The sequence below is a fragment of the Herbaspirillum sp. SJZ106 genome (assembly GCF_006715495.1).
Lineage (GTDB): Bacteria > Pseudomonadota > Gammaproteobacteria > Burkholderiales > Burkholderiaceae_D > Herbaspirillum.
Genome location: NZ_VFNI01000003.1, coordinates 437,152 through 452,673, shown reverse-complemented (window position 1 = coordinate 452,673; position 15,522 = coordinate 437,152). Strand labels below are relative to the sequence as shown.

Genomic DNA, 15,522 nt, shown 5'->3' with positions numbered 1-15,522 from the left:
CAGCTTCCAGCGCGAGTGATCTGCACTAACACCAAAGCAAGCCTCCAGAACGCGAGTCATTCCCGCACGCTCAGGCGATACACCGTCGTTTGGCGGTACACCTGCCCGGGACGCAGGATCACGGCTTCGCGCTGCGGGCCGTTGATCTGGTTGGGATAAGCCTGCGCCTCCAGGCAAAAGCCGTCATGCGGGACATAGGGCTGCGCGCCCCGCCCCGGGATGTTTGCCAGGAAATTGCCGCTGTAGAACTGCAGGCCGATTTCCGTCGTCGATACGGTCAATTGCCGCCCGGATCCCGGATCGTAGACCGTCGCCACCTCGCGCAATGCCTGGCTGCGTCCTCCCGGATCGCCGGCTTCCGGCTCTTCCCGGCGCAGGCAGTAGCAATGGTCGAAGCCGCCGGCAATCCCCAGTTGCTCGTCGGGCCATGACAAGCGGGGGCCGATCGGCGCCGGCTGGCGAAAGTCGAAGGCGCTGCCGGCCACTTCCGCTTCCCTCTCGGGGATGAGCTTGCGGTCAACCTGCAGATAGGTATCGGCGTCGATGGACAGGATGTGGTCGCAGATGTTGTCGGCGCCGCCGTTCAGGTTGAAGTAGCCGTGCGAGGTCAGGTTGAGCGGCGTTGGCGCATCGGTCGTGGCGGTGTAGTCGATGCGCAACCGGCCCTCGTCGTCCAGCCGGTACAGCACCGAGGCCAGGACATTGCCCGGGAAACCGGCCGCGCCGTGCGGCGATACCAGCGTCATCCGCAAGCCTTCCGGATCGGGCTGCACTTGCCACGGCATAAGATGGAACCCGCCCTCGCCGCCATGCAAGTGGTTGTCGCCGTTATTTCGATGGACCTGGTAGGCGACGCCATCCATCGTGAAGCGGCCGTCGGCGATGCGGTTGCCCCAGCGGCCGATGATGCTGCCGAAGTAATCCGGATTGGCGATGTAGCCGTCGACGTCCTTGTAGCCGAGCAACACGTCGGCTTCGCGGCCGTAACGGTCCGGTGCCCACCAGGAAACCAGCGCCGCGCCGCGGTCGCTGATGATGACGCGCATGCCATAGGCATTGCGCAAGGTGTACAGGTTGATACCGTGTTCAGCAGATGTGCTGGAAATTGTGAAATGCGTCATCGTCTAAAAATTTGGCAATGGATTGAATTGCGGATCCATCGGTATGTTCATTCGCCCGTTTGTCCTTGATGCCTGTCAGTTGCCGCTGCCGTCCGATGGCGGCGCCAGTATCGATGCGGCCGCCGAAAGCTTTTTCCCCGGCCGCTGGGGCGCTTGCCTGGGCGTCTCGCCGCCACCGGCCAAGCGTTCCTGGTATTCCCTGGGCGTGCAGCCCAGTTCGCGCTTGAAGACGGCGTGCATGTATTGCACCGACGTGAAGCCGCAAGTGACGGCGATGTCGGCGGCATTGCTGCCGTCCTGTTGCAACAGGCTCTTGGCGGCATCGAGCTTGAAACGCAGGATTTCATCGTGCACGCTGCGCCCCAGCTCGCGCCGGAAATACCATTCCAGCGAGGAGCGCGAGATGCCGACGTAATCGGCCACCTGTTCGGTCTTGATCCCCTGGCAGGCATATTGGCGGATGAAGTGCAGCGCCTGCATCACGTGCGGATGATTGCGCACTTCATGGCGGCTCGATGCCAGTACATTGATGCCGGCCGGCGGCACCAGGATGCGGGTGTTGGGGAACTGGGCGCCGTGCAGCATCTGGTGCAGCAAGTGCGCCGCCGTGCGGCCCATCTCGGTCGTCCCCTGGATCACGGAACTGAGCGGCACGCGCGTGAGCACCCGCGCCAGCGGGTCGTTGTCGATGCCGATCAGGGCTACTTGCTCGGGCACGGCAATGCCGGCGAACAGGCAGGCCTGCAACAGCTGGCGCGCGCGCGCATCGGTGACGGCGATGATGCCGATCGGCTTGGGCAGGCTGCGCACCCAGGCGATCAGCTGCTCCACGGCGCTGTCCCAGGACTGCGCGCTGGTGCCGACGCCGCGATAGATGTAGCCCTGGATGCCGTCGCGCTGCGTGAGCGAGTCGAAAATCCGCTCGCGCTCCTGCGCCCAGCGATTGCCGCCGGCCGCGGGCAGACTGAAGAAGGCGAAGTTCTGCAGGCCGGCCTCGATCAGGTGGTCGTAGGCCAGCTTGACCAGCTTGAAGTTGTCGGTGGCGACATAGGGCCGGCCTTCCGGATAGAAGCTCTCATCGGCATACGAGCCGCCGATGGCGACCACCGGCAGGCGCACCCGCGACAAGGCCTCGGCGGTGGCGGGGTCGTCGTATTCGGCGATGATGCCGTGCCCTTGCCAGCGCTCGATGCCTTGCAGGCGGGTGCGGAAATCCTCCTCCAGGTACAGGTCCCATGAGGCGCGCGTACTGCTGAGGTATTCGCCGATGCCGGCAATGATCTCGCGGTCGAATATCTTGTTCGCATTGAACAGCAATGCAATACGATGCACTGTTGGCACTCTTGCCACTCTGCACTCTCCTCTTGGCGCCGGCCTCCCAGCGCTGTCTCCGGCCATCGGTGCGCGCGGTCTTTTCGCTCCCAGCTCTGCTGGCTGACATTTTTCTTACAGCAGAGGGATTGTAGCGGCCCATTGGTCGGACCACCGCTTTGTGCAACCGCAACAGAAAGAATCGCTATCCCGGTTGGTGAATTTCGTAATTGTAGACATGAATCGGCGGTTGCTAGTATCGGCCTCACATCAAAACCGATAGCAATTATTCAAAAGGCCTTGATGCATAGCAAGAGACTTCTCCTCCGTGAATTTACGGAGCGAGGCGGCAAACCGGCAACACGGTAACGGCAAGCGGATCGACCTCATGACAAGGGGCCGGTCGCCAGCTTGCACATGGGACTGGCACTAGCCATGCCCCTGAAGATGCCCCTTTAAAAATCATAATGACATTGGAGATCAGGCAATGAACGCAATTCTGAAAAAAAGTGTATTGGCCTTGATGGCGATGACGACCATCTCGCTGGTCAGCACCAGCGCCATGGCGGATGCCAAAAACCCCAAGATCGGCTTTTCGATCGACGACCTGCGCGTCGAACGCTGGGCGCGCGACCGCGATTTCTTTACCGCGGCCGCGGAAAAACTGGGCGCGAAAGTCTTTGTCCAGTCGGCGGACGCCAGCGAAGCGCGCCAGATCTCCCAGATCGAGAACCTGATTTCGCGCGGCGTCGATGTCATCGTCATCGTGCCGTTCAACGCGACCGTGCTGACCAACACCATCAAGGAAGCCAAGAAGGCCGGCATCAAGGTCCTGTCGTACGACCGCCTGATCCTGAATGCCGATGTCGATGCCTATATTTCCTTCGACAACGAAAAAGTCGGTGAAATGCAGGCCGAAGGCGTGGTCAAGGCCCAGCCCAAGGGCAACTTCTACCTGCTGGGCGGCTCGCCCACCGACAACAACGCCAAGATGCTGCGCGAAGGCCAGATGAAGGTGCTCAAGCCATACATCGACAAGGGCGACATCAAGATTGTCGGCCAGCAGTGGGTGAAGGACTGGAACCCGACCGAGGCCTTGTCCATCGTCGAAAACGCGCTGACCGCCAATAACAACAAGATCGATGCCATCGTCGCGTCCAACGACGGCACCGCCGGCGGCGCCATCCAGGCGCTGGCGGCGCAAAAGCTGGCCGGCAAGGTGCCGGTTTCCGGCCAGGATGCCGACCTGGCCGCGGTCAAGCGCGTCGTCGCCGGCACCCAGACCATGACGGTGTACAAGCCGCTCAAGCTGATCGCCTCCGAAGCGGCCAACCTGTCGGTGCAACTGGCGCGCAACGAGAAGCCTTCCTACAACTCGCAATATGACAACGGTTTCAAGAAGGTCGACACCGTCCTGCTCAAGCCGACCCCATTGACCAAGGCCAACGTCAACATCCTGGTGGATGACGGCTTCTACACGCAAGCGCAAATCGGCGGCAAATAAACCCGACGATCCGGAACGGCACAGCGCCGCTCCGGATCGCGGCGTTCGCTTCATTTTTTTATTGGTTCCATGCGCCTGATGGCGATGGGCGATGGGCGACGGGACATGGCCGATGCCGGTGCGATGCCCGGCCGTCGCCTGCCTCATCGCATGCTTTATCGCCCCGAACTTCCATGGCACCGCCATGAAGTTCCGGCCAGTTCCGGCCGTTTTTATCCCACGAGAGCAGGCATGTCTGAGTATTTGTTAGAAATGAAGGGCATCGTCAAGCAGTTCGGCGGCGTCCGCGCCCTGGATGGCATCGACCTCAAGATCAAGGCCGGCGAATGCGTCGGCCTGTGCGGCGAAAACGGCGCCGGCAAATCCACCTTGATGAAGATCCTGTCCGGCGTCTATCCGCACGGCACCTGGGACGGCGAGATCCGCTGGGATGGCAAGCCGCTCGCGGCCCAGTCGGTGCGCGACACCGAAGCGGCCGGCATCGTCATCATCCACCAGGAACTGATGCTGGTGCCGGAACTGTCGGTGGCCGAAAACATTTTCATGGGCCACGAGATCACCCTGCCCGGCGGCCGCATGAATTATCCGGCCATGTATCGCCGCGCCGAAGAACTGATGCGCGAACTGAACATGCCCGACATCAACGTGGCCTTGCCGGTGATGCAGTACGGCGGCGGCCACCAGCAACTGGTGGAAATCGCCAAGGCGCTCAACAAGAAGGCGCGCCTGCTGATCCTGGACGAGCCCTCGTCGTCGCTGACCTCGTCGGAAATCGCGATCCTGCTCAAGATCATCAAGGACCTCAAGGCCAAAGGCGTGGCCTGCGTATACATCTCGCACAAGCTCGACGAGGTGGCCGAAGTCTGCGACACCATCTCGGTGATCCGCGACGGCAAGCATATCGCCACCACCCCGATGCAGTCGCTGGATGTCAATCAGATCATCACGCAGATGGTCGGGCGCGAAATCACGGCGATGTATCCGACCCGCGACCATGAGATCGGCGAAGTGGTGTTCGAGGCCCGCAACGTCACCTGCTTCGATGTCGACAACCCCAGGCGCAAGCGCGTCGACGACGTGTCGCTGGCGGTGCGCCGCGGCGAGATCGTCGGTATTGCCGGGCTGGTCGGCGCCGGCCGCACCGAACTGGTGTCGGCCCTGTTCGGCGCTTATCCCGGCCGCCACGAGGGCAAGGTCTTCATGGACGGCGTGCAGGTCGATACCAGCACGCCGCTCAAGTCGATCCGCCTCGGCCTGTGCATGGTGCCGGAAGACCGCAAGCAGCACGGCATCGTGCCCGATCTCGGGGTCGGCCAGAACATCACGCTGACGGTGCTGGACCGGTTTTCGCACCGCACCCGCATCGACGCCGGTTCCGAACTGAAGACCATCCAGGACGAAATCGTACGCATGCAGCTCAAGACGTCCAGCCCCTTCCTGCCGATCACCGGCCTGTCGGGCGGCAACCAGCAAAAAGCCGTGCTGGCGAAAATGCTGCTGGCGCAACCCAAGGTGCTCATCCTCGACGAGCCTACGCGCGGCGTCGATGTCGGCGCCAAGGCAGAAATCTACCGGCTCATCGCGGCGCTGGCCAAACAGGGGGTGGCCATCATCATGGTGTCGTCCGAACTGGCCGAAGTGCTGGGCGTGTCCGACCGCGTGCTGGTCATCGGCGAAGGCAAGCTGCGCGGCGACTTCGTCAATGAAAACCTGACGCAGGAGACGGTGCTGGCGGCCGCCATCAACCAATCGGCGCAACACCAGGCAACGCACAGCGCTGCCGCATAAATAAAACAACCTGGAATTGAGTATGAGAACAACGAACATCAAGCAGATTTTCGGCCGCTACAAGATCATCGCATTGCTCATCGCCATCGCCATCATCTGGGCCTTCTTCAGCTGGCAGACCGAGGGCGGTTTCGTCACGCCCCGCAACCTGTCCAACCTGCTGCGCCAGATGGCGGTCACCGGCATCCTGGCCTGCGGCATGGTGCTGGTCATCATTGCCGGCGAGATCGATTTGTCGGTCGGCTCGCTGCTCGGCCTGCTCGGCGGCGTGGCCGCCATCCTGGATGTGACCTACCACCTGCCGCTGGCGCTCAGCCTGCCGCTGGTGCTGGCGCTGGGCCTGGCGTTCGGGCTGTTCAGCGGTTACCTGACCGCCTACAAGCGGATTCCCTCGTTCATCGTCGGCCTGGGCGGCATGCTGGCCTTTCGCGGCGTGCTGCTGGGCGTGACCGGCGGCCTGACCATCGCGCCGGTGTCGGATCACCTGGTGTATCTGGGGCAAGGCTACCTGCCGCCGCAACTGGGGATTGCGCTGATGCTGATCCTGTTCGCCCTGACGCTGGGTCTGACCTGGCGCCAGCGCGCCAACCGCGCGCGCCACGCGCTGCCGGTGCCGGCCTTGTGGCGCGATGCGGTGAAGGTGCTGCTCATCGGCGCCGTACTGCTGGCCTTCGTGCGCACGCTCAACAGCTATGACGGCATCCCGGTGCCGGTGCTGATGCTGCTGGCGCTGCTGGGCCTGTTCAGCTACATCACCACGCAAACCGTATTCGGCCGCCGCATCTATTCGGTGGGCAGCAACATGGAAGCCACGCGCCTGTCCGGCGTGAACGTGCAGGCGGTCAAGCTCTGGGTGTTCGGCATCATGGGCGTGATGTGCGCGCTGGCCGGCCTGGTCAACACCGCGCGCCTGGCCGCCGGTTCGCCCTCGGCCGGCAACATGGGCGAGCTCGATGCGATCGCGGCCTGCTTCATCGGCGGCACCTCCATGCGCGGCGGCTCGGGCACCATCTACGGCGCGCTGATCGGCGCGCTGGTGATGGCCAGCCTGGACAACGGCATGTCGATGCTCGATGTCGGCACCTACTGGCAGATGATCGTCAAGGGCAGCATCCTGGTGCTGGCCGTCTGGGTCGACGTCAGTACCCGTTCGGGACGCTGAGCATCCGATATTCATCTTATTATCCATTTTTCGCCGGGCTTGGCCCGGCCGGTATTTCACCCTATTTCCGGAGTCCCTCAGCATGACCGCATCAACTCAACCCGCATCGACCTCCGCCGGCGCCATGGAGCACGCCATTTATCCCAGCCTGGCCGGCAAGCGTGTGGTCATCACCGGCGGCGGCACCGGCATCGGCGCCGCGCTGGTCACCGCCTTCGTCGAACAGGGCGCGAACGTTTTCTTCCTCGACATTGCCGACCAGGAATCCCGCGCGCTGGAAGCGGCGCTGAAAGATGCGGCCTTCGCGCCCACCTTCCTGCACTGCAACCTGCGCGACCTGGACGCGCTGGCGGCCACCTTTGCGCGCATCGGGGAAACCGTCGGCGCGGTGGATATCCTGGTCAACAACGCCGCCAACGACGACCGCCATGCGCTGGACGATGTCAGCCCCGCCTATTGGGACGAACGCATGGCGGTCAACCTGCGCCACCAGTTCTTCTGCGCGCAAGCGGTCGCGCCCGGCATGCGCGAACAAGGGCGCGGGGCGATCATCAACTTCGGTTCCATTTCGTGGCACCTGGGCCTGCCCAACCTGACGCTCTACATGACCGCCAAGGCCGCCATCGAAGGCCTCACCCACGGACTGGCGCGCGACCTTGGCCCGCACAACATCCGCGTCAACTGCATCCTGCCCGGCGCAGTCCGCACGCCGCGCCAGACGCGCCTGTGGCACAACCCGGAGGAGGAAGCCAACATCCTGTCCTCGCAATGCCTGCCCAAGCGCATCGAGCCGCACGACGTGGCGGCGATGGCGCTGTTCCTGGCCTCCGACAGCGCGGCCATGTGCAGCGGGCGCAACTACTACGTCGATGCCGGCTGGCTCGGCGCCTGAGGCGGATATCCCAATGACGATCTCCGAGCCCGGTTTTCCCACCAGCCATCGCGCGCAACCCGCCCCATGAACCCCAAAAAGCCGCTACGGATCGATGCGCACCAGCATTTCTGGCACTATCGCTCGGAGGACTATCCGTGGATCGGCGCCGAGATGGATCTGCTGGCGCAGGATCGGTTGCCGTACCAGTTCCAGCCGCTGCTTGAAGCGCACGGGCTGCATGCATCGATCACGGTGCAGGCGCGCCCCGGTCGCGATGAAACTGCATTCCTGCTGGGACTGGCGCGGCAGGATCGCCGCATCGCGGGCGTCATCGGCTGGGAAGATATTTCCTCGCCCGAACTGGCCGAACATGTCGGGCAATGGGGCCGCGACAAGCTGCTGGGATTTCGCCACCAGATCCAGGACGAGAGCGATCCGCCGGCATTCCTGGCGCAACCGCAGTTCAACGAGGGAATCCGCTGGCTGCAAGAGCGCAACTACGTCTACGACGTGCTGGTGCATGAAAGCCAGCTGTCATCCATCCGGGCCTTCTGCGCCCGCCACGACAAGCATTGGCTGGTGCTCAACCATCTGGGAAAACCGGCGCTCAAGGAATTCCGCAAGAACAAAGGGGCCTTCGAACGCTGGCGCGAGCAGGCGCGGGAACTGGCCGCCATGCCGCACGTCGCCTGCAAGCTGTCCGGCTTGCTCACCGAAGCCGACTGGATGCGCGGATTGTGCCTGCGCGACTTCGACCATATCCTGCTGTGCCTCAATACCGCGCTGGAACTGTTCGGGCCGCAGCGGCTGATGTTCGGTTCCGACTGGCCGGTTTGCCTGCTCGCCGCGTCCTATTCCAGGGTGGTGTCGGTCACCCGGGAATGGGCCAGCACGCGCTTATCGGCAACCGAGCAAGACGCGCTTTGGGGAGAAACCTCAGCCAAGGTCTATGGCTTGTCGATGTGATGAAGCAAAGCGCCGCTCCGCAGGGTCGTCACGCCGCCTGATGCCGGGCCAGCCGCTTCCGTTTCCTTCCTTTTCCCTCAACCGGGCCGTCGGGTCCGGCCGGCCGCGACGCGGTCAAAGGCATCCGCCCGCAACCGGTCAGCCAGTTTCTCGATCAGGAAATCGATGAACAACCGCACCCGCGCGGGCATGTAACGCTGGCTGTTGTAGATGGCATGGATATCCTCGATATCGCCGGGGTTGTATTCCTTCAGGATCTCGACCAGCCGGCCGGCCTGGATGTCCGGCCCGACGTGGAACATGCCCAGGCGGCCGATCCCCAGTCCGGCCAGGGTCAGCTCGCGCATGGTCTCGCCGTTGTTGGTCAGCATGCCGCCGGTGACCGGCAGCCGCACCGTGCTCCGGCCGACCTTGAACGGCCACTCATCCATCGCGCGCCGGAAATTGAAGTTGAAGCATTTGTGCCCGGCCAGGTCGTCGGGCGTTTGCGGAATGCCGAAGCGTTTCAGATAAGCCGGCGATGCCACCACCGCCCGGCGCGATTGGCCCAGCTTGCGCGCATGGATGCTGGAGTCGGCCAGCGGGCCCATGCGGATGGCGATGTCGGCCTGGTCTTTCTGCAGGTCGACCAGGGCATCCGTGAGCGAGATGTCGAGGATGATCCCGGGATAGCGCTCATGGAATTCGGGGATGAGCGGCAGCACCTGGTGCGTCCCGAAAGGCAAGGTCACGCTTATCCGCAGATGCCCGTGCGCAGCCACGCTCTTCTGGGTGATGTCGGATTCGGCGCGTTCGATGTCGTCGAGGATGCGCACGCAGCTTTCATAAAACAGCTTGCCTTCCGGCGTGAGCGCCATGTGCCGGGTCGACCGCTGGAACAGCAGCACGCCCAGCCGCTCCTCCATCCGGGTCACCAGCTTGCCCACCGCCGACGGCGTCAGCTTCAGGGCCCGGGCGGCCGCGCTGAAGCTCGCCATATCCGCCACCTTCACAAACACCGCCATCTCGCTGCTGCGGGCATCCATGTACGCCACCTTATCTGAGAATCCAATTCACAGATGATATTCCATTGGGTGCAATTATCAATCTGATCGCCCAAGGCCATAATGCGCCCCATCGTCCCGCTCGCCGCCGCCATCCACGGCGCGGCTAGCGGGACTGAAGGCAATGAAGACACTGAAAACGGCGCCCTGCCGTCCATTTCCCGAACCAACGATAAAGGATTCGCATGAATGCCCCCCTCGTCATCATCGCACTGGTGCGCGCACGCCCCGGCGCGCAAGCCGAACTGCTCGCTGCGCAAACCCGACTGGTCCAGGAAACCAGGAAAGCGCCCGGATGCATCCGCTACGAGCTGAACCTGTCGGAAGACGGCAGCGGCCGCGTGGCCTTCGTCGAGCAATGGGAATCTCCCGCGCTTTGGCAGCAGCACATGCAAAGCCCATACATGCAGGCGTTCCGCGACAGCGCCGGCCATCTGATCGGCGAATTCGACCTGCTGCAGATGCGCCAGGCCGCCTGACCCGGGGAGTCGTCATGCACCGTTACCTCATCCCCGCTCTGGCGCCTTTTCTGGCAACCGCATTGATGGCCGGCCCGGCCACGGCCCAGCCTTCCGCGCCGCTCGAACCATGGCGCAGCTACACCGGCGTCACCTGGCACAAGCCGGCCGCCGACGGCAGCGTGCAGCCCTATGCCGACTCGGCCAACGCGCCGATCGCCGGCATCCACTTCGATGCCCGCAACCGCGCCTTCGTCAGCACGCCGCGCCTGATCTCGCCCGGCGCGCCGGCGACGCTGAGCATCCTGGATACCGCCGCCGATGGCGGCCCGGCCCGGCTCACGGCCTTCCCATCGGAGGCCGGCAATGCCGTCGACGCCTCGCCCGAGCAGCATCTGCGCAATGTGCTGGGCTTTTATATCGATCGCCGCAACGGCTGGCTGTGGGCGCTCGACCAGGGCTTCGTCGCCGGCCAGAGCGAAGCCCCGCCCGGCGCGCAGAAACTGATGGTGTACCAGCTCTCCAGCGGCAAGCTGCTCAAGCGCATCGGGCTGGATGCCGTCGCCGACCGCAAGGGCAGCTTCCTCAACGACATCGTCGTCGACGAACGGCGCAAGATCGCCTATATCTCGGACAGCGGCCTGCGCAGCGCGCCGGCCAACCAGGTCGGCATCATCGTGGTGGATTACGCGTCTTCCGCCACGCGCCGCCTGCTCGACCGGCACCCCGCCCTTGCCGTGGAACCGGGCGCCCGCGTGATGTCGCATGGTGAAGAAGTCTGGCCCGGCAAGCCGCTGCTCCTGGGCATCAACGGCATCGCGCTGTCCCCCGATGCGGGCACGCTGTACTGGACGGTGACCACAGGAACCAAGGCATACGCCATCTCTACCGCTGTCCTGCGCCAACGCAACGCCAGCCAAGCCGAGGTGGCGGCGGCAGTACGGGAACTGGGCGAAGTAGGCGGCAACACCGACGGCATCGCCACCGATCGCAACGGCATGCTGTACATCACCGATGTCACCCACAACGGCATCGCGGCCTATGATCCCAAGCGCCGCACCATGCGGCTGCTCGCCAGCGATGAACGGGTGTACTGGCCGGATACGCCGACCATGGCGAACAATGGCGACCTGATCTTTACCGCCAGCAACCTGAACCGGCACTTCGTCGGCGCAGTCAATCCGGGGGAAGAACGCTACACGCTCTGGCGCTTGCCGCTGGCCGGCCCAGCAAAGGCGCGCGACTGATGGACTGATGCCCCGATGCCGGCAGCCGGCGGCGGCAACGAGCTCATCTTCATCGCCGCTGGCATGACTGACAGCCGCTTCGGGCGTCGCCTCAAGCCATCCTCCGATATCGGAGCCGTGCGGGCCTCCCTAAGATGACAGGCGTGGGGCGGAGATGCGCGCCGTAACGCATGCCCTGCGATATTTCCGATCAACGCCAACGAAAGGAGAAACACCATGGCAAATCAGCAAAACCAGCAAGGCTCTACCAGCAACCGCGGTTTCGCTTCGATGGATGAAGACAAGCAGCGCGAGATCGCCAGCCAAGGCGGCAAGGCTTCCCACGAAAAGGGAACCGCGCACGAATTCACTTCGGAGGAAGCGCGCGAAGCCGGCCGTAAGGGCGGCCAGCACAGCCACGGCGGCAAGGGCAGCGACAACGGCTGACCCGACGCTCGGCAAGGGGCCCTGCGGGGCCCTTTTTCATCTGTTCTTGCCGCTTGGGGCAAGCAATCCTCCTGCCGGGCCTTTTCTCCACGGGAACGACGGCTAGCGCGGCCCGGCACCTATCCGGCCGCAGCCTGCCGCGCCAAAATAAAGCTGGAAGAAAAGGCCGATCATGTGTATAGTGGCGCAACTCCTCACCAAGTGACGTAAAAGTCTGGCCTCTCACCTGTCTTGCCTCCCTGGCAAGTCCTGTCTGATCCCTCGTTTCTATTTCTTCTTGTTTGGCGTGCTTCCGGAGCCGATGCTCTTTTGATCACGCAGCCGAGGATATGACATTGCCTGAAAGGCGACGAAGCCGTCTGGCTTCGCCTGTACGAGGAATACCGGCAACTTCTTGCGCAACCGGCGCGAAGAAGTTCTCACCTGGGAAATACCCTTTAACGAGTTGCGTGCAACGGTTTGCCGGCCTGCACCAGGCTCACCTGTTTCGGAGACTGAATGGCGAAGGAAGAGTTGATCGAAATGCAGGGCCAGGTAACTGAAGTGTTGCCTGACTCGCGGTTCCGTGTTGATCTGGAAAATGGACATTCCCTGATCGCCTATAGCGCGGGACGCATGAAGAAGAATTTCATCAAGATCCTGGCGGGCGACAAAGTGACGCTTGAATTGTCGCCTTACGACTTGAGCAAGGGAAGAATCATCTTCCGTCATATCGAGAACCGCACATCCAGCGGACCGAGGCCTCCCCGCCGCCGTTAAGGCGCCCGGGGCCGGGCGGGCATCACTGTCCGGAAGGACCGGATGCCGCGACGGTCTGTTCAAGTCGGGTATCGATAGAAAACCGCATGCAAGAAAACGCAGGCGAAAAGCCCTGATCCGACAGATCGGGGCTTTTTCCTTTTCAGGGGCATGCCGGACCGGCTGGACGCCGGCGCATCGGCAAAGATTCAGAGTTTTCCCGCGGCGATATCGGCATCCATCGCCTTCTGCGCCATCCCGATCGCGTACTCTTCGGCTTCCACCGGGGAATTGCCGCGGAAGCCGTCGCAGCTGACGCGGCGAAACGGCACCGGGTTGTCGTTGCGGTGGAATTGGTAGCTGCCGACCCAACTGCCGTCGCGCTGTTCGATGCTGCTGACGCGGATGAAGTAGCCGCGATGCTCTACCGCGTCGCCGTCGAGCTCGGCGTCGATCACGGCGCGCGCGAACGCGGCGCCGGTCGCCTGCGCCGCAGCGGCCGAGCGGAAAGGATTGCCGCGGATATTCGGATAGGCCACATCGCCGACCTTGACCACGCAGCGCACATCGCCGCTGCGCGCGTCTTCCTGGTAGTCGACCGTGATGTGCCTGCCGCGATAAGCTGCGCCGTATTGCGCCATGTGCGTTGCCATTCAAATGATTGTTCGGGGCATCGTAGCATAGCGTGCCGGCTGCCGTTGCGGCCTTCATTGCAACGCCATGCGCATGTGCGCTGCGCTGCCTGCATTGCTGTCAGCATCCCCGCCGCCATTCCATTATCATGGCGGGCCTTTTCAACCTCTTTCCTTTCCCGCATGTCCGACTTCGACGCCACCGCCTCCGCCGACGATTCCGCCCCCGACCTGGACGTCATCAATGAAGCGCGCCTGTGGCGTGAAGACGGCTGGACCGCCCGCATCATCAAGAATGACGATGACGACGGCTGGGCCGTCGAGATGACGCGCGACGGGGAACGCGAACCGACGCTGATCGGCCCCTGGACCATGGGCCGCGACAAGAAGAATCCCAAGCCGCTGGACAAGTCCGCGTTCAATACGCTGGTGAAAACCGCATCGGAATTCCGCCGCCGCAGCGAGCAGCAATTGCATGCGCAATTGCACAAGCACGTCACCGTCGATGGCGATGACGGCGCTTCGATCAAGGTGACCCTGGATATCGTGCCCGACGACGACTTTCCCTACGCCGACCTGACGGCCTGGGATGAGATGGGCGAAATGCTGGCCAGGGTGCAGGTCGCCCCCAACTACAAACTGAACGCAGACAGCGCCGGACGCTGGGTGGCCAGCCACTATCGCAAACCCGGCTAGCCCGGCGCCGGCATTGTCATGGCGCGGTGCGCCGCCGCGGCAGCAATGGCCTCAGGCGCCGAAATGTTCGTACAGGATCGCCGCGCCCACGCCGATCAGCACCACGCCGCCGACGATCTCGGCGCGCTTGCCGACCACGCTGCCCAGCAGGCGCCCCAGCATCACGCCGATGGTCACCATGATGGTGGTGGCCAATCCGATCAGCAACGCGGCTTCGACGATACTGACGTCGACGAAAGCCAGGCCCACGCCCACCGCCATCGCATCGATGCTGGTCGCCACGGCGGTCAGCGCCAGCATCGGCACCGACTGGTTCCTCGGTTCGGGCCGGGCCGCTTCATCGCCGCCGCTGCAGCCTTCGCGGATCATGCTCGCGCCCAGCACCAGCAGCAGGACGAAGGCGATCCAGTGATCCCATTGCGCCACCCATTGGGTGGCGACCGAACCGGCGAGCCAGCCGATCAGCGGGGTAATGGCTTCGATGACGCCAAACAGCAAGCCGATGCGCAGCGCTTGCAGGAATTTCGGCTGGCGCATGGCTGCGCCCTTGCCGATGGCCGCGGCAAAGGCATCGGTCGACATGGCGAATGCGAGAAGGACAAGAGCGGGGAAGTTCACGATGCGGCCCGCGCCGGAGGCGCCTCAACCACCACCGGGTCGACGTGGGTCATCACGTCCAGCACATGGTGCGCATCCAGCACGCGCTGGCGCGCCAGCGCGGCGATGGCGTGGCCTTGCGCCACGGTCAGCGCGCCATCGATTTCCAGGTGGACGTCAACCAGGGTCAGGTCGCCCATCTTGCGTGTGCGCAGGTCGTGCAAACCCTGCACGCCAGGCGTTCCTTCCAGGGTACGGCGGATGGCCTGCGATTGTTCCTCGGAGACGGCGCGATCCATCAGGTCGTTCAACGCCGCCCAGAAAAAACGCCAGCCCATGCGCACCACCAGCAAGCCGACCACCGCGGCCGCCACCGGATCGAGCAAGGTGAAGCCGAGCAGGCTGCCGCCGATGCCGAGCGCCACCACCAGCGAAGAAGCGGCGTCCGAGCGCGCATGCCAGGCATTGGCCACCAGCATGCCCGAGCGTACCCGCTCGGCCACCCGGAGCATGTAGCGAAACAGCAATTCCTTGGCCAGCAGCGCCGCCAGCGCCACCCACAACGCGGCGCTGTGCACCGGCGGCGTATGGCCGTAATCCTGGATCTTGTGCGCGGCCGACACCAGCATGCCGATGCCCACCGCCAGCAGCAGGCTGCCCAGCGCCAGCGAAGCGGCATTCTCGTAACGCTGGTGGCCGTACTGGTGGTCGGCGTCGGCCTCCTTGCGGCTGTGGTGCGCGGCGAACAGCACCACGAAATCGGAGACCAGGTCCGACAGCGAATGCACGCCGTCGGCGACCAGGGCTTGCGAACCGGACAGGATCCCCGCGGCGATCTGCAGCGCGGTCAGGCCGACGTTGACTACGATGCTGACCATCGTGCTGACCCTGCCGGCGCGGTAGCGGGCTTCGGCATCGGGCGCGTTTTCTTTTTCGGCGCTTAACATATCGTCAACTAT

Annotated in this window: 16 protein-coding genes; 10 read left to right on the top strand and 6 right to left on the bottom strand. The window is 63.8% G+C overall.

What is annotated here, in order from left to right; all coding sequences use genetic code 11:
• Positions 1-56: 56 nt before the first annotated feature.
• Together FB598_RS11865 and FB598_RS11860 are read right to left on the bottom strand one after the other, a co-directional pair.
• Complete coding sequence (locus FB598_RS11865) at positions 57-1,121, bottom strand: aldose epimerase family protein (protein ID WP_141914482.1); 1,065 nt, start codon at positions 1,119-1,121, stop codon at positions 57-59.
• Positions 1,122-1,196: 75 nt separating this feature from the next.
• Positions 1,197-2,519 carry a DNA-binding transcriptional regulator gene (locus FB598_RS11860; RefSeq protein ID WP_183405828.1) on the bottom strand — a complete coding sequence of 441 codons (1,323 nt, stop codon included), beginning with the start codon at positions 2,517-2,519 and terminating at the stop codon, positions 1,197-1,199.
• A 436-nt stretch (positions 2,520-2,955) separates the two neighbouring features.
• Between FB598_RS11860 and xylF the strand changes: the two genes are divergently transcribed.
• From xylF to FB598_RS11835, 5 genes are all read left to right on the top strand, one after another.
• Complete coding sequence (gene xylF / locus FB598_RS11855; protein WP_370455017.1) at positions 2,956-3,936, top strand: D-xylose ABC transporter substrate-binding protein; 981 nt, start codon at positions 2,956-2,958, stop codon at positions 3,934-3,936.
• Positions 3,937-4,167: 231 nt separating this feature from the next.
• Positions 4,168-5,724 carry a D-xylose ABC transporter ATP-binding protein gene (gene xylG / locus FB598_RS11850; protein ID WP_141914485.1) on the top strand — a complete coding sequence of 519 codons (1,557 nt, stop codon included), beginning with the start codon at positions 4,168-4,170 and terminating at the stop codon, positions 5,722-5,724.
• Positions 5,725-5,746: 22 nt separating this feature from the next.
• Positions 5,747-6,886 (top strand): sugar ABC transporter permease, encoded by a 1,140-nt coding sequence (locus FB598_RS11845; RefSeq protein ID WP_141914486.1) that lies wholly within the window; start codon positions 5,747-5,749, stop codon positions 6,884-6,886.
• An 82-nt stretch (positions 6,887-6,968) separates the two neighbouring features.
• Positions 6,969-7,778 carry an SDR family NAD(P)-dependent oxidoreductase gene (locus tag FB598_RS11840; RefSeq protein WP_304599180.1) on the top strand — a complete coding sequence of 270 codons (810 nt, stop codon included), beginning with the start codon at positions 6,969-6,971 and terminating at the stop codon, positions 7,776-7,778.
• A gap of 66 nt (positions 7,779-7,844) precedes the next feature.
• Positions 7,845-8,726, top strand: a complete 882-nt coding sequence (locus tag FB598_RS11835; RefSeq protein ID WP_141914487.1) for an amidohydrolase — start codon at positions 7,845-7,847, stop codon at positions 8,724-8,726.
• A gap of 77 nt (positions 8,727-8,803) precedes the next feature.
• On the opposite strand, the gene FB598_RS11830 is transcribed toward FB598_RS11835, so the two are convergent.
• Positions 8,804-9,751, bottom strand: coding sequence for a LysR family transcriptional regulator (locus FB598_RS11830; RefSeq protein WP_141914488.1), 948 nt, complete (start codon positions 9,749-9,751; stop codon positions 8,804-8,806).
• Positions 9,752-9,954: 203 nt separating this feature from the next.
• Here FB598_RS11830 and FB598_RS11825 point away from each other — a divergent pair, with 203 nt between their 5' ends.
• The 4 genes from FB598_RS11825 to infA all read left to right on the top strand — a co-directional run bounded on the left by FB598_RS11825 (position 9,955) and on the right by infA (position 12,659).
• A complete protein-coding gene (locus FB598_RS11825) occupies positions 9,955-10,248 on the top strand; it encodes a putative quinol monooxygenase (protein WP_141914489.1) in 294 nt (97 codons plus the stop codon).
• A 14-nt stretch (positions 10,249-10,262) separates the two neighbouring features.
• Entirely contained in the window at positions 10,263-11,474 is a 1,212-nt protein-coding gene (locus tag FB598_RS11820) for an L-dopachrome tautomerase-related protein (protein WP_141914490.1), read from the top strand.
• Between the two features lie 216 nt (positions 11,475-11,690).
• Entirely contained in the window at positions 11,691-11,900 is a 210-nt protein-coding gene (locus tag FB598_RS11815) for a general stress protein (protein WP_141914491.1), read from the top strand.
• A 498-nt stretch (positions 11,901-12,398) separates the two neighbouring features.
• On the top strand, positions 12,399-12,659 hold the full coding sequence (infA, locus tag FB598_RS11810; protein ID WP_050470224.1) for a translation initiation factor IF-1: 261 nt from the start codon (positions 12,399-12,401) through the stop codon (positions 12,657-12,659).
• 188 nt (positions 12,660-12,847) lie between these two features.
• Here the strand turns inward: infA and FB598_RS11805 are convergent, their stop codons facing one another.
• Positions 12,848-13,291 carry a hypothetical protein gene (locus FB598_RS11805; protein ID WP_255464003.1) on the bottom strand — a complete coding sequence of 148 codons (444 nt, stop codon included), beginning with the start codon at positions 13,289-13,291 and terminating at the stop codon, positions 12,848-12,850.
• A gap of 162 nt (positions 13,292-13,453) precedes the next feature.
• On the opposite strand from FB598_RS11805, the gene FB598_RS11800 reads away from it, so the two are divergent.
• A complete protein-coding gene (locus FB598_RS11800) occupies positions 13,454-13,966 on the top strand; it encodes a hypothetical protein (protein ID WP_141914492.1) in 513 nt (170 codons plus the stop codon).
• Positions 13,967-14,017: 51 nt separating this feature from the next.
• Here FB598_RS11800 and mntP read toward each other — a convergent pair whose 3' ends face one another.
• Positions 14,018-14,584 carry a manganese efflux pump MntP gene (gene mntP, locus FB598_RS11795; protein ID WP_141914493.1) on the bottom strand — a complete coding sequence of 189 codons (567 nt, stop codon included), beginning with the start codon at positions 14,582-14,584 and terminating at the stop codon, positions 14,018-14,020.
• Entirely contained in the window at positions 14,581-15,510 is a 930-nt protein-coding gene (locus FB598_RS11790; RefSeq protein ID WP_141914494.1) for a cation diffusion facilitator family transporter, read from the bottom strand. The genes mntP and FB598_RS11790 overlap by 4 nt, the downstream gene beginning before the upstream one ends.
• Positions 15,511-15,522 lie beyond the last annotated feature (12 nt).

What these genes read in the sequence shown, in the direction of transcription:
- FB598_RS11865 (WP_141914482.1), bottom strand. Translation starts at nt 1,121, where the DNA reads ATGACGCATTTCACAATTTCCAGCACATCTGCTGAACACGGTATCAAC.
- FB598_RS11860 (WP_183405828.1), bottom strand. Translation starts at nt 2,519, where the DNA reads ATGGCCGGAGACAGCGCTGGGAGGCCGGCGCCAAGAGGAGAGTGCAGA.
- xylF (WP_370455017.1), top strand. Translation starts at nt 2,956, where the DNA reads ATGGCGATGACGACCATCTCGCTGGTCAGCACCAGCGCCATGGCGGAT.
- xylG (WP_141914485.1), top strand. Translation starts at nt 4,168, where the DNA reads ATGTCTGAGTATTTGTTAGAAATGAAGGGCATCGTCAAGCAGTTCGGC.
- FB598_RS11845 (WP_141914486.1), top strand. Translation starts at nt 5,747, where the DNA reads ATGAGAACAACGAACATCAAGCAGATTTTCGGCCGCTACAAGATCATC.
- FB598_RS11840 (WP_304599180.1), top strand. Translation starts at nt 6,969, where the DNA reads ATGACCGCATCAACTCAACCCGCATCGACCTCCGCCGGCGCCATGGAG.
- FB598_RS11835 (WP_141914487.1), top strand. Translation starts at nt 7,845, where the DNA reads ATGAACCCCAAAAAGCCGCTACGGATCGATGCGCACCAGCATTTCTGG.
- FB598_RS11830 (WP_141914488.1), bottom strand. Translation starts at nt 9,751, where the DNA reads ATGGATGCCCGCAGCAGCGAGATGGCGGTGTTTGTGAAGGTGGCGGAT.
- FB598_RS11825 (WP_141914489.1), top strand. Translation starts at nt 9,955, where the DNA reads ATGAATGCCCCCCTCGTCATCATCGCACTGGTGCGCGCACGCCCCGGC.
- FB598_RS11820 (WP_141914490.1), top strand. Translation starts at nt 10,263, where the DNA reads ATGCACCGTTACCTCATCCCCGCTCTGGCGCCTTTTCTGGCAACCGCA.
- FB598_RS11815 (WP_141914491.1), top strand. Translation starts at nt 11,691, where the DNA reads ATGGCAAATCAGCAAAACCAGCAAGGCTCTACCAGCAACCGCGGTTTC.
- infA (WP_050470224.1), top strand. Translation starts at nt 12,399, where the DNA reads ATGGCGAAGGAAGAGTTGATCGAAATGCAGGGCCAGGTAACTGAAGTG.
- FB598_RS11805 (WP_255464003.1), bottom strand. Translation starts at nt 13,291, where the DNA reads ATGGCAACGCACATGGCGCAATACGGCGCAGCTTATCGCGGCAGGCAC.
- FB598_RS11800 (WP_141914492.1), top strand. Translation starts at nt 13,454, where the DNA reads ATGTCCGACTTCGACGCCACCGCCTCCGCCGACGATTCCGCCCCCGAC.
- FB598_RS11790 (WP_141914494.1), bottom strand. Translation starts at nt 15,510, where the DNA reads ATGTTAAGCGCCGAAAAAGAAAACGCGCCCGATGCCGAAGCCCGCTAC.